A 20,609-nucleotide genomic window follows, 5' to 3' on the forward strand; every position below is an offset into this window, starting at 1 on the left:
CCTTTCTAAAATATCCGATAATTCGCGAACCGATAGGCCAAGAAATAACCGAGTCCGATAAAAATGAAGGAAACGACGGATTTGATTAGACCCAATGCTGTCGATACAGAATACTGTGCATCTTGCAATCCGATCCGATAGATCATCGTATCCAAAATATCTCCTGATTCGTACACCAATGGATTATAGAGGTTGAACACTTGGTCAAAGCCACCGTTAAGTACGTTACCCAGACTAAGCGTTACCATCAAAATTACGATCGGGCGAATACCTGGCAGTGTGATATGCCATGTCTGCTTCCATCTTCCCGCTCCATCCATAACAGATGCCTCGTAGAGAGACTTATCAATATTAGTGAGGGCAGCCAGATAGATAATGGTCCCGAATCCGAATTCTTTCCATTGGTCCGTGATGACAAGTATGTAAGGGAACCACTCATTACTGGCCAGGAATTGAATCGGGTCAATTCCCACGGCTTTCAACAACATATTAACGATCCCTGTGCTTGGAGATAACACATCCACGATGATTCCCGCCAGAATAACCCATGAGAAAAAGTGAGGCATATAGATTACGGTCTGGATCGTTCGTTTAAATCCTGTCTTGCGAACCTCATTAAGCAATAAGGCCACGAGCACCGGAATGACCAAGCCCGAAACAATTTTCATCGTCGATATAAATACCGTATTCCATACAACCTGCGAGAACCCCGGTAGATCGAACAGATACCTGAAATTGTCTAGGCCCACCCAGTTCATATTTTTGAATCCGGCAATGGGTGAGAAATTCTGAAAGGCAATGGATAGACCCGCCATCGGAATGTAACCGAATACAATAATAATCAGCAGTCCAGGCAGAATCATAAGATGTAGCGGAACATTTCGTATAAATTGTTTGTAGTTGGAACGCATAAGCTGACTCCTCCTTCAACGTTAATTATAGGAGCTGGCTGATCCCCACAATAGTGTGGGGTATTTACTTTGGGTATCTTTTGTTGACTGTTTTCCCCTGGAACGCCAAAAAACCGCGATAGCCGCGGTTTCCTGTTCACGATATGAATTTAATTCAGAATATCCATAACTAACACATTCACTGAATGAGCAGTTAGGTTAACCACTACTGATGCATCGGACATTTCAATCTCTTGCTCTTGGGGAACCACTTTCTCATCATTTTTCTGATTCACATTTGGGGTGTGCACCAAAGCATCTTCTCCCGTAAGCGTGATTAATCTCGCTGAAGAATCAACCTTCAGGTCCTGAAGGCAAATGCGTGTTGATTTATCCACACCATCTGCATTGACCAGTTTCACATAGACATGTTGTGTATCTCTCGTAACGGAATGGAATATCTCCCTATTGTAAGCTTCGAGCTTGTAATCCAAGATTTTGCTAGTGTTTTGCCCGTCCGTATAAGAGCAAATCAGATTCATTCCTGTGTCCCCACCATAGTTAACCGTGATCGTATAATCGGTCCCATTCTCGATTGGTTCATAGTTGGCCGCTCTCAGATTACCTGCTGCCGAACTGGATGAATAGTCTCCCAGTGTATAACCCTCGACCCCTTGTTTGTACACCTTCACGCCTGTTGCGTTCCCGCCGTAACTGATTGCGTACTCGATGACATCCTTGTTCTCAGGTGAGATATCCGTCAATCCCACACCGATGTAAAAACCATCCTCACCTGAAATTCGTTCAGCCTCAACTTGTACTTTATAGTTGGTCCATTCATCATTCAGCAGGTACAATCCATTTAATCCACTGAATTGTGCTCTTAGTAACAAGCCTTCGCCTGATGCCAGTGTGTATCCCTCAGCTCCAGGAATCTGTCTCCATGCCTCACTAGGCTCTGTGACTTCCCTGAAATCTTCATCAAACAGTATACTGCCATCCACATTGGACGTGACCGTAACACGTTTCACCACGATGTCTGCATGACCTGTTGCAATCTCGATGCCTCCACGAGGAATGAGATTCAGCGGTTTGCCTTTGCTATAAGTGGAGAATGAAGTCTCGAGCACCTGATCTCCTACATATTTTGCAAAAAGCTGCTGTACATAATAATTCGGTGTATACCATACCGTTTCATCATCAAACCAAATGCAGTCCGGCGTCCAGCGGTAGGTACCATCCGTCAATATTTTGTTAAACAATGGTGCATAAGCAGCCAAACGAACAACGTCCGCATTGTTTTCAAATCCGGTCATAATCGCGGCTTCGGCAACTGCTCCTGCCAGCGTGTTTTTGTCCGTGGAAGCATATTCTCCCACAAATACTTTGGATGTTTCTTTCCAATCAATACTTCCGTCTTCATGATAGGCCCGGTCATAGTAATTGTAACGATCCACGTTATTGAGCAGATATTCATTGGATCGGTAATAGTGTTCATCTGCGATGGTGTCCATGTAATTGTCCTGATTCTCATACCAGGTTACCGTCTCCTCAATGACCTCTGTGCCATCTGCAAAAGCAACTTGAGCTGATCCGGTGAGATTTCCGCTTAGGAACTTCCATCCCTCCTGGTACGCATCATCATCGGCCTGAGCACCGACCGTCGAGATGATGTGCAGCTCATGATCAGGATAGTTCTGTTTCATATATTCATCGATCGAACGTTTGAATACTTCGAAGTTGGCAAAAAATTCAGTGCCCCAGTTCTCATTGCCTACGCCCAGATAACGAAGATCGAACGGTTCAGGATGTCCCATCTGGCTTCGTACTGCCGCCCATTCGTTGTGTTCAACATCTGTACTGAGCGCAAAGTCGATCAGGTCAGTGAAGTTGCGGATATAATAATCCCTTAATGCGCCACCCGCAGGGTGAGCATAATCCGAACGTGCCTGACATAACACACCGCAAGCCATCACTGGAACCGGAGCAGCATTCAGATCCTCTGCCAACTGGAAGTACTCCATATAACCAAGCCCCATCGTCATCATGTAACCCCAGACATTATAATTCTCTTTGCGAAGCTCAACGGGTCCTACAGAATCCTTCCAATCATATACGTTGTCCCATATGAATGACCCTTCCGAGATACATCCTCCCGGAAAACGCAGGAACTTGGGATGCAAATCTGCGAGTGCCTGAATAAGATCTTTTCTCAATCGATAGTTTGGATTACCTGTGTAGTTGGCATGTGCTGTAGCGGAATTTCCTTCTTCTGTCGGGTCAGCTCCCCATACATTCTGAGGCACTAAAGACACCATATCAACGGAGATGTCACCTGCAAACGTAAGTGCCAGTTGACCAAGTTTATTCTCCGTTCCAGCCAGAGACAAGCCGTATTTCTTCCATGTGTTCCCACCATCAACATGTAACGTTACCGGATCACTGATGGAAGTGTCTTCTCCATCCTGCAATTGAACCGTGATCGTTCCTGCCAATTCCGCTTTTGCCCATACGGTAAAATCATACGCCTCACCCTGTTTGATGGACATGGCACAATGCTGGTTGGAGTCCGAAAATCCACGATTTCGAATCGTTGCTCCATCCTGAACTGTCACATAATAAGCATTCACTTCAGGGTCTTGCACGTTAAAATGAGCGTTTAGTCCATCCGTATGCTGCACGAGCATCTTCTCGGTATCCCCTGACCAGGCAAACAAAGGTTCACGATTTCGACCTGTCGAACAACCACATTCCCCGGAGTCATGTGAATATGTATCAAATGCAAACGATTCAAATGATCGATTCTGAACAAGTTCCGCGTAGATACCGCCATCTGCCGCGTTATTAATATCCTCATAGAATAACCCATACATCACTTCACTGATGTCAGCCACCTTCTGATCTCCATGGATGGTGACCGTATACGGCGGGACATGCGCTGGCACAACAGATACGTCGAAGCTTCGACTCAGTTTGCTTTCACCTTTGCTCAAAAGCGCACGGAGCGTAACTTCTTGTGCAGATGTGATTGCCTGAACTTCTCCGTTCTCCGACAAGACTTCCGGCTTACTGGAACTCCAATTCACCGTCACTTTACCCCCTAACACATCTGTAGGCAGTGATACATCTTTGGTGATAATTCGGTTGGGGAAGGACAAATACTTGTCTGCCGCAAGCTTCACAATCGCTGCATCTGTCAGTGACTCACACATCACTTCAATGACTTCATCCATGGTGAGTGCTGCCCCATAGATGCGAAAATCGGATAACGAACCCGCAAAGTCCACATCAGCTGCGTATTGGGAGCGTCCAATATAATTCTGGTTATAATTCTCAGGGTCCTTGAACGTATCAAACCATTCGCGCAGTTTGGCATAATTGCCACTGGACGTCTGACTGATCGAACCATCTGCGGCCTTCTCCCCGTTCACATACACAATCGGACCTGCACTGCTGAGCGTCCCCCCTTGGCTGCCTGCCACGGAGAGTGCAATATGCATCCATTCATCACTTGCAACGCCTCCACTTGGGTGAACAACCAGATTATCTCCGGCATATAACGTACCCAGGAGCTGGCGGGTCAGAAACATATACGGTCCCTTCTCCCCTTTGCCAAAGTCAAAAATGCGTTCCCACACATTGGAGCCTTTGCCAAGAAACACCCAAGTCGCAATCGTAATTCCTGTGTTACCGCTTACATCCTGAAGCAAATCTGAAGGTAATTGTAGATAAGAAGTTCCATTCACTCCACCGTTAAAAGTGACCGCTGATCTGCCTTTCAACTCGGATATTATAGGGGGTAACTCGCCTTTTGCCAAACTGTCATGCCCGTTCCTAGAGCTGTCTTTCCCGATCTGAACGTCATCTTCGAACGTGTATTGTGCGATCAATTGGTTTTGATATGTAGTCATGTTTCTTACCTCCTATGTAGTCTGGATAATCGTTACAGAACATCACCTTTAATTCGTATAAACATAAAATGATTGATAAATAGTTAAACAGATGATCTAAACGTAATACTATCGCATTACAGAGTCCAATTTCAATCCCAAATTTGAGAATGACTCCTGTTTTATTTGTCTTTTATTTGAATGTTAAAAGCTTTCGCAGTCTTTTCTCCCTCTCTTACAATCTGTAATTTTTCTATAAATCCTTTACATTTATGGTTTACAAACATATAAATCAATTGATAATATAACAAATGAAAGCGCTTGATATAATGAAATACTCAAAGGAGGTCTGCCGAACCTTTTATCGTGTGCTGCCAAGTATCGGTTGATTTTTCATTCCTGGGAATAAGAAAGGGGAAACGTATGAAACGTTATTGGATAAACGTACTTAACATTTCTGTACTAAGCACCGCATTACTTACGGCAACAACTCTGGCGCCGGTCTCGGTATTGGCCAATGGTTCAGGGGCAACCGCGGGGAACTCGCAGACTTCCATTACACCTATCGCAAATCCAGCTCCATCTTTCAAAAATGTTTCCGTTCATGACCCTTCTGTCATTAAGGTGGAGGATACCTTTTATATTTTTGGATCACACCTGCAAGTGGCCAAGTCCAAAGATTTTCTGAACTGGGATCTCGTCGCCTCTGGCGTTACGGATAACAACCCTGTTGTCCCCAATGTAACCAAGGAATTCGCTGAAGCGCTGGAATGGGCACAGACAGACACGTTATGGGCGGCAGATGTCATTCAGCTCGCGGACGGCAAATTTTATATGTACTACAATGCTTGTAAAGGAGACTCTCCGCGATCAGCCCTTGGCATTGCTGTCGCAGACAACATCGAAGGGCCTTATAAGGATCAAGGCATTCTGTTGAAATCCGGCATGTGGGATCAGATCAGTGAGGATGGTACCATTTACGATGCAACCATTCACCCCAATGTGGTCGATCCGGATGTCTTCTATGATAAAAACGGCAAGTTATGGATGGTATACGGCTCCTACTCCGGGGGGATCTTCATTCTGGAGATGGATGAAACGACAGGCAAACCGCTGCCGAATCAAGGTTATGGCAAAAAGCTGACCGGAGGCAACCATAGTCGTATTGAAGCACCTTATATGCTCTACAATCCCGAAACCGATTATTATTATCTGTACCTGTCTTACGGCGGATTGGGTGCTGACGGAGGATATAACATTCGAGTTGCTCGTTCTCAAACGCCGGATGGTCCTTTCCTGGATGCCGAAGGAAACGATATGATCAACGTTAAAGCGGACAAGGATAAACCGCTATTTGACGATCGTTCCATTGAGCCTTTTGGAGTCAAATTAATGGGGAACTTCCTGTTCGAGAGACAGATTGGCGATCCGGGCACAGGCCTGGGAACCGGTTATGTATCACCGGGACACAACTCAGCTTATTTTGATGCGGAGACAGGCAAACAATATCTGATCTTCCATTCCCGTTTTCCGGGGCGTGGTGAAGAACATGAAGTCCGCGTACATGAGATGCATATGAATGCAGACGGTTGGCCCGTCGTTTCTACGTATCGATATGCTGCCTTGGGAGAGGATACAACGCAACTGACAGCTCAGGATATCGCCGGTCAGTACCAGTGGGTGAATCACGGTAAGGATATTTCGTCGGACATCAAGCCATCGCAGACCGTTCGGTTCACAGCAGATGGGCAAATTAATGGTGCCGTGACAGGAACATGGAGTCTTGGCACAGACAACAAAGTTCAGATTACATCGAATAGCGTTGTGTACAACGGCGTTTTCACACATGAATGGAATTCGGAATCCCAAAGTACGGTACTAACCTTCAGCGCCCTCTCCTCCTCCGGGATTGCTGTCTGGGGAAGTCAAGGTGTTGAACGAAGTGATCAGGACATTGTAGATGCAATAAAAAAAGATCTGAGCATTGGTAATACGGATCATGTGTTCTTCAATCTCTCACTGCCTGCAAAGGGATCAAGCAATGCAGACATTACGTGGAAAAGCTCCAATACTTCGGCTCTATCCGCTACTGGTGTAATGCAGCGACCACGCGTTGGCAAGGGGGATGCCAAAGTGAAATTAACCGCAACGATTCGTAAAGGAACTGCGGTAAGCTCCAAAACGTTCAACATTATCATTCCGCAGCAAGCGGTAAGCCCATTGCTCGGGGAGTATACGTTTGAACATAAGAAAATTGCAAAAATCGCACAGGATGACAGTAAGAACAAATATCATGGACAAGCCTATAACGTGGAAAGTTCTGCTGCAGGTGGCAAAAATCAGGCTGCCACATTTAACGGAACCGACAGTTACATCCAGTTGCCTGGACTCCTCACAGATACAACGGATTTCACGTTTAGCGCTTGGGTCAATTGGGATGGTGGCGGGTACTGGCAGCGTATTTTCGATTTTGGAAATGGCTTGACCAGACATATGTTCCTTACTCCATCACAGCATAATGGGGCATTACAATTCACCATCCATAATGAGGGACGGGATCAAAGTCTGATTTCTGCAAATCCCTTGCCTTCTAAGGAGTGGGTTCATGTGGCTGTAACCCTTCAAGGTGATGTGGGTACTCTATATGTCAATGGTACATCTGTTGCAAGCAGCTCCGAGATCTCCTTTAATCCGAAGGATCTGCAAGTGACAGAAGCTTATCTGGGTAAAAGTCGTTATGCAGCTGATCCGTTCTACAAAGGTAGCCTGGATAATGTAAGAGTGTATGATAAAGCATTAACAGCGAAGGAAATCCAGCGTCAGGCCAAAGAAAAGCCTTAACTCAGGTCATTTCATAGAAGCTGGATTACATTAGCTCACTTATCAATAAAGCAGCCAATGGTTTGAACTATATCCTCTTTGTCATTTGTCAGCTAAGACTAACAAGAGCGTGCAGTTCAATTACCAGGCTGCTTTATTGTCATTCCATTCATGTATGCATACATTCGTTCATCGTTTGTTACCTTCACAGTTGGCTCTTCGCGTTCACTTCGAATAATGTATGACCAAGTTTAGTCGGGTCCCCTCAACACCGGAGTTAACATAGGCGTGAGGTTTGTCCGCTCTAAAACGGATCGACTCCCCTTGGTTCAACGTATATTCTTCCATTCCTACCCGAATCGTAACTTCACCTTCAAAGACCGTAATGAATTCTTCCGTACCTTCGATATGAGGTTCAGCATCTAACGCAGACTGAGGGTCCATCTCCATCATATATATTTCAAAACGCCGACCCTCTTCAAAAGGAAAATGCGGATATATTCGTACCCTTCCCTCATCCTCCATCAATACTTGAATATCATTACCTGTTACAACGGTTGTATCTGACTTCGGTTCGTGGATCAAAGCAGTAAAAGAAATTTTGAGGCCGTTGGCAATCTTCCATACGGTACCAATTGAAGGATTGGATTCGCCACGTTCAATCTGACCAAGCATGGTCTTGCTAATGCCGGACATTTCGGCAACCTTGTCCAGACTAAGTTTTCTTTGTTCCCTAAGCTGTTTCAAGTTTTGAGCAAGAATACTATTAATGTTTTTCAAAATCCAATCCTCCTCATTTTATAAACGTATTGTGCTTTATAACGCACATGTTGTACAATGATAAAGAACGTACGCTATAGCGTACATTTCATATCATTATATCATACAATTTGAGAAAACGTGGAGGATCCATGAACATTATACCTTTGGTGACATATGCTATCATCGCATCATTTACACCAGGCCCCAACAATATCATTTCCATGACGCATGCAAGGAATAGAGGCTTCCGCAAGACTCTTCCGTTTATTAGTGGAGTTGCGGCTGGCTGCCTGCTCATTATGTTTCTGTCCAGTTACTTCAACCTTATTCTTCATCAGTATATTCCCAAGATCACACCTGTTTTGAATGTGTTAGGATGTGTGTACATGCTCTATCTGGCGCTCAAAATTATGCGTAGTAAACCTGCGGTGGCGGAAGAAAACGAGGTCAATCATTATTCATTTCTATTCGGGTTTACCTTGCAATTCATTAATCCCAAAGTCATTCTGTATGGGCTTACGGCCATATCTGTTTTTGTTCTGCCTCTTGAGCAATCCCATGTTCAACTCATCGTATTTTCCTTGCTACTCACCTTCATCGGAATTAGTGCCAATATGACCTGGGCTTTTGGTGGCATGTTATTTCAGAGCTTTCTATTAAGGTACGAGCGTCCAGTTAATATTGTGATGGGTATGTTGTTAATCTACAGTGCACTCTCGATCCTGATGTAAAATGAAACATAAAAAGCGTTCACTCATTGGATGAGTGAACGCTTTTATTTTTATCCTAATTCCGGTCTCCACCATGGATGTGTAGGGTAATGCTCCGTATGAAGCACAACCTTCTCGCCGATTTTGGGTGTCGCAATCTTCACATTCATAGCATGTGCGGCCTTCGTAATTCGTTCAATCGGTTCATACCAGGCATGATAGGCCAGCGTAAATGCGGCCCAATGAATCGGGATAAGCAACTTGCCACCTACATCCAAATGCGCTTGCACCGTCTCTTCCGGCATCATGTGAATGTTGGACCATCGCTCGTCATATTGCCCACATTCCATCAAGGTGAGGTCAAATGGCCCGTATTTACTACCAATTTCCTTAAAATGAGGACCATATCCGCTGTCACCACTAAAGAACACTTTTGTATGTTGTCCAGCGATGACCCACGAACACCATAATGTCGAATTACGGTCAAACAACCCTCTGCCTGAGAAATGTCGGGCTGGCGTACAAGCGAATGTTAGACCTTTGAACGATAACTCGTCCCACCAGTTATGCTCGGTAATCTGCTCTGAAGGCACACCCAGTTGAATCAGTCGACGACGTACACCAAGCGGCACAATAAATCGCTTTGTTTTGTCCTTCAATCTGCGAATGGAGTCATAGTCCAGATGATCATAATGGTCATGCGATATAATGATTGCATCAAGCGCCGGGAAATCCTCCGGTTGAATCGGTAGATTGGTGCTGTAACGTTTGGTGCCCACCCAAGACACAGGGGATGGACGATTGCCCAGCATCGGATCAAAGAGCAATCTGTGCCCTTCAATTTCGAGCAAAAAAGCTGAATGTCCGAACCATGTAACCTGTGGATTATCGGATGCACTATAGATTTCAGCGGGTTCACATTTTTCCATAGGCATCGTACCAGATGGCCTCCGCTCTACATCTCCACGCATGGAATCTCTCAATATACTGATCAAGGACTTGAAGTTCATGCCGGCTGAAGTCGGGAGCTGATTTTCGTATTTTGTCATTGTACATACCTTCTGTTCTATATAATCAATCTGTGACTCAACTTAGATCGGATAAGATAAGTTCAACTCGTAGCTATATATTAATTCATTGGCTGCCGATATTCAATTTTTGGCTAATTAAGATAGAATTAAGACTCTGTTTTCTTTCGTATAAGATTGGGCATATATGATAGAGAAAATACATCGAGAGAGTGTGTGAGAAAACATGAAGAAATGGCGTAAAAGACTGATTAAGTTTTTGATATTCGACCTCACGTTAGTTATTTTACTTTTGGGTACTGGCGTTATCTATCAACAAGTCGGTGCAAGGCAGGATGTCAAAGTACTCGTGCCCCCTGGAAAACTGTACAAAGTCCATGGGGACAATATGCATTTATATACCGGTGGAGAAGGCGATGTCACCGTAGTCCTTGCCTCTGGCTGGGGTACAGCCAATCCCTATGTAGATTATTATCCATTATACGAAAAGCTTGCTCCCAATACCAAATTCGCTGTATATGATCGGTTTGGCTATGGATATAGTGATCGGACCGATAAGAAACGTGATGTAGATACCATAGCTGACGAATTACACGAGTTATTGGAAGTATCTGGTCAAAAGCCACCTTACGTCCTGGTCGGTCATTCTCTCGGATCGTTAGAGACCATTCGGTTTGCACAAAAGTATCCTGATCTCGTGAAAGGCATCGTCATGATTGATGGCGGAAGTCCTGAATATTATTCAAATGAAGATGACGAACTGGCAGACGCAATCGGTGGTTTCGCAACCAAATTCCGTATCCAATCTGGACTTTTCCGCTTATCCATGCAATCTGACCTTGTTGTCAATGCTTCCAATGCCAATCGTAATGAATTGAAACTTGTACCTGACGATCTAAAAAAATTGGATACAACCGCACTGCTGCACAACTATGGTAATGCTGACACGGTGGACGAATTACGTAATATTGCTTCCAATGCCAAAGTGGTCATTGATCATAAGCAAACGTTACCAATGCCGCTTACCATACTGACGGCTGATTACCTCGGTGCAAGTGAACCCGATTGGGACAAATCTCAAGTTGAATTTAAATCCTGGTCTAATGAATCCAAACAGATAACCATTAAAGATACCGATCATTACATCCATCAATTCCGTCCGGACCTCGTTGCTGATGAAATATTGGCCTTGGTGAAAAAATAACTTACAATTGCATCAAGCAAGATGCTATGTATCATGTAAGAAACCCCAAAGATTCTCTACGATCTTTGGGGTTTTAATTATGAGATTCATTGTGCTATCGCCAGTTTAGACCGTTGGGATCTGAAATCATTGAACGCTTGTTCGATCTCTGATGAAGTCAATTGGTGACGATAAAAGTAATGCTCCATCGCCTCCATTTCAGTCTGATTCCCATTGTAGATGTTATCAATTTTCCGCACGAGCTGATTATATAAGCACTCACGTCTGGATTTGGCAGGCTCACACAGCCAGAAGTTCGTTCTTTTTACATCACCTGTCTCAGTCCAGAGCAAATTCTCATATCGGATGACATCCCAGTCCCAATATCCAGTACGAATCTGCTGAATTTCCGTCGTGAACATATCATATATCAAGTTGGGAGGAATGTGTCCATATCTCTCACGGTACTGTTTCAGATTGAATGCTTCAATCCATTCCGTCAGGGTGTACTCACCGGGTGAATACGCATACAATTTAGGTGCGTAAGGATGACTCTGCAATGATCTAAGTGCTTCACTTTCCATCTCTCCATCCAACCTTGCACGTGAAGCATATACCTTAAGACAATAGTCTTGCAATCTATATACAACCGAGTTATTACTAATAAGCGAAGCCTGTAGCGTGAGATGGCCATTTTTTTCATAGTGCAGTAGCATCTTCTCAATGATATTGCCAATGGGATTGATGATGATCATAACGATGTCTCCTTGCGTAAAAATAAAGTGTAAATCGTTTTCGATTAGTTAAAATTGCACTAATACATTCTATATTACCCTTTTATATTAGTATGAACATATACAATTTTGCCGGAACATGAAGTATTTGCTCTGAAATTATTCTTGGGACCGCTGTATTCCAGCTACTTTCTTACTTTAATAGCTGTAACCCGTTTCACGTCAACCCTAAAAAAGAAAGATAGAATAAATACGCAAAAAAGCGATGCTTCCTTAGGGTTAAGGAACACATCGCTCTGATACTATACTAGCTTGTTCATGTTAGTTAATGAATTAATGCATTGGACCTTGTTGTCCAGCTTGAGCTCCAACTTTGACCCGTTTTACAAAAAGTGAAGCAATCAGACCAATAATCGACAGAACTAGTGCGAATACAAACGCATTCTGAACCCCTGACGTGAAACCTGCCAGTTGATTCTCCGGACTTTCCGGATTCGCAACTCCGCTGAGAAAGCGGGATTGTCCTGCGCTCAGTATACTTACGGCAACAGCCGTACCGATCGCTCCGGATACCTGCTGCAACGTATTCATAATGGCAGTACCATGAGGATAATACTCACGTGGCAACTGGTTCAGACCATTCGTCTGCGCAGGCATCATAATCATCGAAATGCCCACCATCATGAATATATGCAGCGTAATAATTTTGGCCAATGTTGTTGTTGGTGTAATGCCAGTGTACATGAACAGTACAACCGTTACGATAACCAGACCAATGATCACAAGCCACTTCGGACCGAACTTGTCGAACAGTCGCCCCATAACCGGAGATAGTAAACCATTCAGCAAACTACCTGGCAATAGAACCAGTCCAGCAGTTAGTGCTGTAACGGCCATACCTTGTTGCAGATACATTGGCAGGATTAGCATGGATGACAGCATCATCATCATACAGATGAAAATCAGAATCAAACCAATGGTAAACATCGGATATTTAAACGCTCGCAGATCCATCATCGGCTGTTTCATTCTCAGCTGACGCAAGCTGAATAACAACAAGGACACTGCGCCAATGACGATAGTCGAGATAACAACTGGACTTGTCCAGCCACCACCAGATTCTCCATGTCCTCCTGCACTACTGAAGCCGTATACGATACCACCAAATCCAACTGTCGATAGAATGATGGATAGTACGTCAATTTTGGGCTTCGTCAATTTCGAAATATTCGGCAAGAAGAGCAAGCCACATACCAGTGAGATAATGAAGAACGGCAGGGAGATCCAGAAGATCCAGTGCCAGCTCAGATTAGCCAGAATCAGACCAGAGATACTCGGACCACTTGCTGGTGCGAACATGATAACCAAACCGATTAATCCCATGGCCGCGCCACGTTTTTCAATCGGGAAAATAACCAATATGGTGTTAAACATCAGTGGCAACAACAGCGCTGTACCTATCGCCTGCAGTACCCGTGCCACCAACAGAATTTCGAAGCTAGGTGCAAGCGCAGCAACGAATGTGCCTGCAATCGAGAAAATCAGGGACGTTGTGAACAGCTGTCTGGTTGTAAACCATTGCAACAGCATACCGGATACCGGCACCAGGATTCCCAACACAAGCAAGTAGCCTGTGGTTAACCATTGAATCGTTGTTGGTCCTACTTCAAGCAGACCCATAAGTGGTGTCAAAGCCACGTTTAATGCCGTTTCCCCAAACAGACCAATAAAGCCGCTCAGCAGCATTGCGAACAAAATCGGAAATACCTTGTATTGCTTCGTTTCTTGTTGATTCTGTGCAGAATCAGCCTTCATGGAAACCTCCACGATCCCATCCTCCTCAAACGTATCAAACTTTCTCTGTCTCTTGGTATAACTTATTGAAGCTGTTTGGCGTTCTTCGTCACAACCGACAAATACTCAGCAGCCGTCAGCAGAGGCTGTTTATCCTGATTCGTCAGGCTGATAATCAGTGCTCCCTCCATCAAAGAAATGATCAGAAGTGCCGTCTCCCGCGCCTTCTCTTCACCGACGCCATCCAGAATCAGATGTTTCTTAATGACATCCTGCCAATCTGCAAATACACCCTGACATGCAATACGCAACTGCTGACTAATACAAGAGGTCTCCACCGCTGCCCAGAAGCTGAATGGCAGAAATCCGGTAAACCCTGCTGCTTCTGTCTCATGAGCCAAATCATAAATAAATTGCTGAATGGCGTCTCCTGTATTGTCATGGGCTGCAAATGTTCTCTCAAATGTCTGCAGGATATGTTCATTGGCTTTTTGAATACACTCGTGCGCGAGCTCTTCCTTGCCATGCGGGAAATAATGATATAACGACCCTTTCGGCGTACTACTCTCTTTGATGATCTGATTCAGACCAGTCGCATGATATCCTTGTGAAAAAAACAGTCTCGCTGCTGTGCTGACAATGGACTCCCTAGCATTAGACTTTTCACTCAACGAAAGCCACTTCCTTCAATTAATTATAACAATCGGTCTATATAATTAAACCCGCTCAGATCAATGCTGTCAATCATTTTTATTTCAAATTTTAATGTAAACGTTACCAACTCCGAAGTAAGAAAACAAACCAAGCGACCGCATTAGTTGGAGAATTTTTAGTCCTGTATATAGTGGATATCGTAGTCTTCCCCGTCTTAATGAATCTCCTGATGCATTATTTGTGGAGATCCAACCGTTCGTTTATTACCTGCCCACACGTCCTGCAAATAACGTCCTTCAGCCTGAAGCTGAATGAGCCATTCTTTCGCTTGCTGCCTCGTTGCTCCCTGCACCTCCTGATACGCCTGCTGCAAAGCCTCTTCCACCGCAGGAGCCATCTGGCTTCCATCTCCACATACGTAGATTCTTCCATTGTTCATGAGCATATGAAGCAACTGGTCGGAATCCTCTTTCATCAGATCCTGTACATACGTTTTTGGCTTGCCTTCCGCACGAGAAAAAGCAGTGTGTAACTTAACAATACCTTCTCGTTCGTATTGTTCTAGCTCCTGACGATAGATGTAATCTGAATCATTCCTGCACCCAAAGAACAAATGCGCCGCGCTCAGCGGCAAACCTCTCTGTTTCATGACAGATCTTGCCTGGAGGAACCCTCTGAACGGTGCAACCCCCGTTCCCGGTCCCACCATAATCATGGGAACATCGGCCTCTTCCGATAGAACAAATTCGGATTCTGGCGTCCGTATAAACATCAGTATACGTTCTCCGGATTGGCAACTGGCGAGATATGATGAAGCAACGCCAAGGTATTCGCCCCTGCCACTCCACGCAGGCTCTCTTACTACCGATACGGTTATGCTCGCTTGCTCTGAATTCAGTCTAGGTGAGCTGGATATTGAATAATATCTGGGTTTAAGCGGCGGTAATAGTTCAATACACTTTTCAAAAGGCAACTCACACGCCTCATATTTTTCTAACAGGTCCAACATGGTGATTCGATGGGCAAGAATATAATCCCTATAGCTGTTTTCATCCAACATACCTTCCAGTTCACGCTTATGAGGTGGGCATACCGTGTGATTAGCCAACTCCTGCAATTGTGTTCTGGTAACAGGTGTTTGCAGCTCCACACATTGAGTGAGCACATCATGCACCTTGACAGGCCAGTTCAGTGGAAGATGCATAAGATGTGTCGTGTCCGAAGTTAATTGGATATGAACATCTCCACTTAGTCCGAACCGATGGAGTATTCGATCCACGTTCCGCTTCTGATTGTTAGGCAACACACCGAGATGGTCGCCTTCTCTATAACTCATGCCCTCAGGCAGTAACACCTCAATGTGACGTGTGCTTCTCTCACTCTCCAGCACCTGAAGCTCTTTATTAACGATTACCGTGGCATAGCTGGCATCATAAATTTGTGTAAGTGGCATCTCTGCTTTCTCTTGGACAAACTCCATTTGAAGTCCGCTTGTACTCGGTAGGGCTGGCTTCACTGCTTCCGCGTTGATCCCCAAAGCTTTCATCACCCGTGGCCATAACATATGCTGCCATGCCTCGACTTGCTTCTCCATATCACCTCCGGCATCGGCTTCTCCGCGAGATATCAGTCTTTTACCTCCCAATTCTTCAAGCTTCTCATCCATCAATCGCGGAATACTCTGGTACGTCCCGAACCAGCTCCGATCGCCACAACCCAGAACGGCATAGTTCACATCCCGCGCATATCTTGACTCCGCTTCCTTCAGCCAGTCTACAAATGCCGCAGCATTTTGCGGTGGTTTACCATTATACGAAGCAGTGACAATGAGAACCACCCCCTGACGGGGTAAACGGCCCATCCATTCATTCAGAGTGGCAGCTTCACTTGGGATGCCATACGAACGACCTTTCTCCACAAGTTCCCTGGCAATGCCTTCTGCCGTTCCCAGATTGGAACCATACAACACCAGGAGCGACGGGTCACCATCTGCTTCAACAACCATATTTCCCCTCATCTGACTGTCACTTGCTACATTTTTATGAGCAACAGCAGACTTCTCTTTTGCATTTACAGTAGCCTTATTCATCATTTGCGTAGCCGCGCGCGCTTTCACCTGGATCCGGAAGTCTCCCGGCTTCAACGTCAGCGTCTGTTTAACATCCAATTCATAATTGCTATAATCGATCAGCTCAAAATGTTTGAGGACCATGCCAAGTACAAGTGTTGCTTCATATAAAGCAAACTGCATGCCGATACACGCTCTCTCTCCATTACCAAAAGGTTTATACGCATGATGGGGCACTTTCGTCGTATCTTCGAATCGCTCTGGACGGAACAACTCCGCATCCTCTCCCCAAGCCTCTCTGTCACGGTGAAGCTGCGGCAGAAGAATACTGCAACTTTCCCCCTTCTTCAAAGGATACTTGCCACCTATGACGGTGTCTTCTTTCGCATATACATCAAATCCCGGAGCGGTTGGCCACAGACGTAGCGATTCACTGAGAATCATGCGAATATAGGAAAGCTGAAGAACTTCCTCGTACTGTGGTGAGTCATTGACCAATATTTGATCCACCTCGTCATACGCCCTTTGGAGCGATTCCGGATTTTTCAGTAAGAAATATAGCGCAAAAGATAACAAACCACTCGTCGTTTCATGTCCGGCAATAAGAAACGTAATAATCTGATAACGGATGTTCTCATCGTCCAGCATTTCTCCAGTCTCCGGATCTTTGCCATTCAGCATACGTGCGAGCAAGTCGACCTCTTCGGGTGCTGAACTCGCTTTACGTTCCTCTATAATCTGATCTACCAGAGAGAACATCGTCTGAATATCCTCTTGGAACTGTCGTTTGGTTTTCACCATAAGCAGATTCTGAATTTTCAAACGGGAACTCTTCTGCATAGCTTCATTTAATGCGCGCACCATGCTCTCAATAAAGGGACTGTGGTCCTGTCTGTAAAAGCTGTTAAACCGATAATTGAATCCACATAGCCCGATGGTATCCAACGTAAGGCGTGTCATATCGTCCGCAACATCAATCGGTTCGTTGGAATTGAGGCGTGCCCACTTACTGATCAACTGTTCGGCAATATCCACCATCATGGGATGATAACCTTTCATGGCCTGCTTGCTGAAGGTCGGAAGCAGAATGTTATGGGCCTTTTTCCAGTTGGGCTCTGATGTTCTGCTTGTGAATAGACCATCTCCTCCAAAGGCACGTACATTTTCGAGTTCATTGTAGACAAACTTGTCAAAACGGGACACATCGCATAACTCAGCGACAAGATCCGGCCCGGATACGATTAGACCGGAATAACCAGGTACGGTAAGTCGATATATCGGTCCGTGCTGTTCAGCCAGGACACCCAGCGATAACGTTGGTTTATCTTTATCAATCAAAGGCAGATTGCCAAGTGGCCCATACATTTTAGGTTGTGGTATGTAAGCAGCATCATTCATGATGATCACCTCTTATCTGTACGCTTAGGATTAGAGTATCCGTTAGCCGTTTAGCGGCTGTTTTGCTTTCAATCATAGGTGATCTCTCCTTTGACGGGTGTATAATTGATAGATAATAATATCATTTGATATTACATTAAATCAATATTAACTTAAAATCAAATTTTTCTCTGTTTGAATTACTTTCTTTTGAACGGTTCAACAGTAAAGTTAAACAACTACAAATAGAGGATTGCATATGCAATCCCCTACTTGATGAAGCTATGACGCTTTGCTTCTTTCTCGCTTAATAATACATTCTATTGATGCTTTGGCTCATCCCACTTCTCGAAATTCAATTCAGTATTAATACCTACCGCAGATAACGCCCCCAGAGAAGCAGCCGTAATGGCCTGATACAACTCGGATGCTGCATCACCAGCACTGTATACCCCCGCTACGGATGTTTTGCCAGCGGCATCAACAATAACCGTTCCGGACTCTGTAATTTCACAACCGATGGCCTTCGGCAGTTCTGATCCGGTAAACAGTTTCGGTTGGAAGAAGACGCCTGTGCATGGAATCGCTGTACCGTCACTCAATACAACTTGCTTTACCATTCCTTCTTCCGAGTCAATGGATAGAACCGGTGCATCAAATACCGTAACCTTATGCTTTTCCAGCTCTTCACGATGCTCATCTGTTAAGGAATCTGATCCATTTGTACAGATCGTATAGCGTTCTGTCCAGCCGGATATGACTTTTGCCATATGTAATGCCTTATCTCCACTAACGATGATGACCAGCGACTGTTCTTTTAATTCCCATCCATCACAATATGGACACACAAACGCACTTTTGCCGTAAACTTCTGTTAATCCGTTAATGTCCAGAGGCAGATCTTTCTTACCTACTGCAAACAAAATCTTTTTCGTGCGATAGCTTCTGCCCAGAGAAGTCGTGACCCTAAAATCGCCATCTTGACCTGCTATCGTTGTTGCCGTATCGGATGCAAATTGAACTGAGGAATACGCTGCCATCTGGTCTTTGGCTGCTTTGCGGAATTCACGTGGACTAGCCCCATCTCTTGTCACAAACCCATGAGTCTCCCTTGTAACCCAGTTACGCGGTGTCTCATCATCGATGACCACAACGTTCTTACGGGCCCTGCCGAGTACAAGTGCTGCATTAAGCCCCGCCGGACCTCCACCAATAATAAGTACATCCAGGAGTTGATTCGTATTACTCATATTATTCACCCTTTCCAGACATTTAATATCTCTAATTAAGTTTTAAAAATAACCTCCGCTTTCTATTAAGAAAGTAATATCGGAGATTTACAAGAACACATCAAAACAAGACTATTAAAGATATCTTATATCTACAATATACAAAACCTCAGCATTTTGCAACATATATCTTTAACTACGTTCTTCACTCCAGCCTATGTGAGTTGAACAAAAGACGATTTACACTTACACTACAACGATAGAACAAACTTTAAATTACTGTTATCCACGGATTTTCTGAAATTCTCCTGTAACACAGAAATAATTATTTAACAATTAAAAAGAACCTTGTTTTTAAATTGTTCACAATCAAATGACATTATTTTAAATACTAAAACGTTAATTAAATCACATAGTGTATTGAATGGTATAATAACGACATAATATACAAGTATAGATATAGGAAGTGAGTTCTTGAAAACATTGAATAATGGTTCACAGACCAATATCAGCCTGGAGTATAGCTCGATTCCGAAAGTTTTCTTCGATACAATCAAAATCGGAATCATCAAGTCCAACCTGATCGCCATGTTTGCGGGTTTAAGTTTGGCTTTATATGTATTTGATGCTTCAATCTTAGCTAATATTGTACCAATCATCCTTTCCTTTATTGGGTCTTCTCTCATTATCGGAGCTGCAGGGGTGTTCAACAATCTGTATGATCGTGATATCGATGCGATCATGGAACGCACGAAGAAACGCCCTACCGTTACGGGACGCGTAGATACCAAGTCGGGTCTGATTCTCGGTATTGCAATCACCATCATCGGGGGCATCATGCTGTACATCGCTTCCCCGTCCGCTGCTGTATTTGGTATTCTGGGTCTGTTGCTATACGTGTTCCCTTACACGATGTGGACCAAACGTACCACGATTTACAACACGGAAGTGGGAAGTCTTTCGGGTGCTGTGCCTCCGCTCATCGGTTGGGCAGCCATTTCACCAGAACTGGGTCATTTCGAGATCTGGGCATTGGTCGTTACGATGCTCTTATGGCAAATGCCTCACTTCTACGGGATTGCGATTCGTCGTTTTGACGAATACAAAGCTGCTGGAGTTCCCATGCTACCTGTCGTTAAAGGTATCAGACGGACTTACATTCAGACGAACGTGTATCTGGTACTGTTACTGATCTCCAGCTTTTTATTCTGGCCGATGAGCCCATTTGTCGCTATTGTGGCATTTCTGGTTAGCTTGGCCTGGCTCATTCTTAGTGTGGCTACCTTTGATAAAAAAGAAACAGAGAAATGGTCCAAACGGATGTTTATCTTCTCCATTAACCATATCACTATTATCTTCCTGGTTATCATTGCGTATTCCTTGATTGCTCAAATGATGAGATAAACATATTCCATTGTTCCATTCTTGATAACAATAAAAGCCTTACAGACTGTACTCTTTCAAGGAGTC

The 20,609-nt window shown here is 44.4% G+C and carries 13 protein-coding genes; 4 read left to right on the plus strand and 9 right to left on the minus strand.

The annotated features are described in order from the left end of the window. Positions 1-5 precede the first annotated feature (5 nt). A complete protein-coding gene (locus MHH93_RS04445) occupies positions 6-911 on the minus strand; it encodes an ABC transporter permease (RefSeq protein ID WP_047842804.1) in 906 nt (301 codons plus the stop codon). Between the two features lie 149 nt (positions 912-1,060). Next, positions 1,061-4,801, minus strand: a complete 3,741-nt coding sequence (locus MHH93_RS04450) for an alpha-L-arabinofuranosidase family protein (RefSeq protein ID WP_500052975.1) — start codon at positions 4,799-4,801, stop codon at positions 1,061-1,063. Positions 4,802-5,203: 402 nt separating this feature from the next. Between MHH93_RS04450 and abnB the strand changes: the two genes are divergently transcribed. Beyond that, positions 5,204-7,621, plus strand: a complete 2,418-nt coding sequence (abnB, locus tag MHH93_RS04455) for an arabinan endo-1,5-alpha-L-arabinosidase AbnB (RefSeq protein ID WP_500052976.1) — start codon at positions 5,204-5,206, stop codon at positions 7,619-7,621. Between the two features lie 204 nt (positions 7,622-7,825). Here the strand turns inward: abnB and MHH93_RS04460 are convergent, their stop codons facing one another. Next, on the minus strand, positions 7,826-8,380 hold the full coding sequence (locus MHH93_RS04460; protein WP_500052977.1) for a helix-turn-helix domain-containing protein: 555 nt from the start codon (positions 8,378-8,380) through the stop codon (positions 7,826-7,828). A 131-nt stretch (positions 8,381-8,511) separates the two neighbouring features. Between MHH93_RS04460 and MHH93_RS04465 the strand changes: the two genes are divergently transcribed. Continuing rightward, positions 8,512-9,093, plus strand: a complete 582-nt coding sequence (locus MHH93_RS04465) for a LysE family transporter (protein ID WP_500052978.1) — start codon at positions 8,512-8,514, stop codon at positions 9,091-9,093. Positions 9,094-9,143: 50 nt separating this feature from the next. On the opposite strand, the gene MHH93_RS04470 is transcribed toward MHH93_RS04465, so the two are convergent. Beyond that, on the minus strand, positions 9,144-10,121 hold the full coding sequence (locus MHH93_RS04470; protein ID WP_500052979.1) for an MBL fold metallo-hydrolase: 978 nt from the start codon (positions 10,119-10,121) through the stop codon (positions 9,144-9,146). Between the two features lie 205 nt (positions 10,122-10,326). Between MHH93_RS04470 and MHH93_RS04475 the strand changes: the two genes are divergently transcribed. Continuing rightward, entirely contained in the window at positions 10,327-11,304 is a 978-nt protein-coding gene (locus tag MHH93_RS04475; protein ID WP_500052980.1) for an alpha/beta fold hydrolase, read from the plus strand. 86 nt (positions 11,305-11,390) lie between these two features. Here MHH93_RS04475 and MHH93_RS04480 read toward each other — a convergent pair whose 3' ends face one another. From MHH93_RS04480 to MHH93_RS04500, 5 genes are all read right to left on the minus strand, one after another. After that, positions 11,391-12,038 (minus strand): hypothetical protein, encoded by a 648-nt coding sequence (locus MHH93_RS04480; RefSeq protein WP_500052981.1) that lies wholly within the window; start codon positions 12,036-12,038, stop codon positions 11,391-11,393. 312 nt (positions 12,039-12,350) lie between these two features. Continuing rightward, complete coding sequence (locus MHH93_RS04485) at positions 12,351-13,832, minus strand: DHA2 family efflux MFS transporter permease subunit (protein ID WP_500053326.1); 1,482 nt, start codon at positions 13,830-13,832, stop codon at positions 12,351-12,353. Positions 13,833-13,894: 62 nt separating this feature from the next. Then, positions 13,895-14,482: a TetR/AcrR family transcriptional regulator gene (locus tag MHH93_RS04490; protein WP_500052982.1), complete on the minus strand. Its 588-nt coding sequence runs from the start codon at positions 14,480-14,482 to the stop codon at positions 13,895-13,897. Positions 14,483-14,679: 197 nt separating this feature from the next. Next, positions 14,680-17,931 (minus strand): bifunctional cytochrome P450/NADPH--P450 reductase, encoded by a 3,252-nt coding sequence (locus MHH93_RS04495; RefSeq protein WP_500052983.1) that lies wholly within the window; start codon positions 17,929-17,931, stop codon positions 14,680-14,682. Positions 17,932-18,230: 299 nt separating this feature from the next. Further along, on the minus strand, positions 18,231-19,160 hold the full coding sequence (locus MHH93_RS04500; protein WP_500052984.1) for an NAD(P)/FAD-dependent oxidoreductase: 930 nt from the start codon (positions 19,158-19,160) through the stop codon (positions 18,231-18,233). A gap of 453 nt (positions 19,161-19,613) precedes the next feature. Here MHH93_RS04500 and cyoE point away from each other — a divergent pair, with 453 nt between their 5' ends. Further along, a complete protein-coding gene (cyoE, locus tag MHH93_RS04505; RefSeq protein WP_036608378.1) occupies positions 19,614-20,543 on the plus strand; it encodes a heme o synthase in 930 nt (309 codons plus the stop codon). Positions 20,544-20,609 lie beyond the last annotated feature (66 nt).

The sequence above is a fragment of the Priestia sp. FSL H7-0729 genome, from assembly GCF_038005685.1.
Classification (GTDB): domain Bacteria; phylum Bacillota; class Bacilli; order Paenibacillales; family Paenibacillaceae; genus Paenibacillus.

Bases quoted from the DNA above. Each gene is read 5' to 3' on its own strand.
- MHH93_RS04445 (WP_047842804.1), bottom strand. From the start codon at position 911: ATGCGTTCCAACTACAAACAATTTATACGAAATGTTCCGCTACATCTT.
- MHH93_RS04450 (WP_500052975.1), bottom strand. From the start codon at position 4,801: ATGACTACATATCAAAACCAATTGATCGCACAATACACGTTCGAAGAT.
- abnB (WP_500052976.1), top strand. From the start codon at position 5,204: ATGAAACGTTATTGGATAAACGTACTTAACATTTCTGTACTAAGCACC.
- MHH93_RS04465 (WP_500052978.1), top strand. From the start codon at position 8,512: ATGAACATTATACCTTTGGTGACATATGCTATCATCGCATCATTTACA.
- MHH93_RS04470 (WP_500052979.1), bottom strand. From the start codon at position 10,121: ATGACAAAATACGAAAATCAGCTCCCGACTTCAGCCGGCATGAACTTC.
- MHH93_RS04475 (WP_500052980.1), top strand. From the start codon at position 10,327: ATGAAGAAATGGCGTAAAAGACTGATTAAGTTTTTGATATTCGACCTC.
- MHH93_RS04480 (WP_500052981.1), bottom strand. From the start codon at position 12,038: ATGATCATCATCAATCCCATTGGCAATATCATTGAGAAGATGCTACTG.
- MHH93_RS04485 (WP_500053326.1), bottom strand. From the start codon at position 13,832: ATGAAGGCTGATTCTGCACAGAATCAACAAGAAACGAAGCAATACAAG.
- MHH93_RS04495 (WP_500052983.1), bottom strand. From the start codon at position 17,931: ATGAATGATGCTGCTTACATACCACAACCTAAAATGTATGGGCCACTT.
- MHH93_RS04500 (WP_500052984.1), bottom strand. From the start codon at position 19,160: ATGAGTAATACGAATCAACTCCTGGATGTACTTATTATTGGTGGAGGT.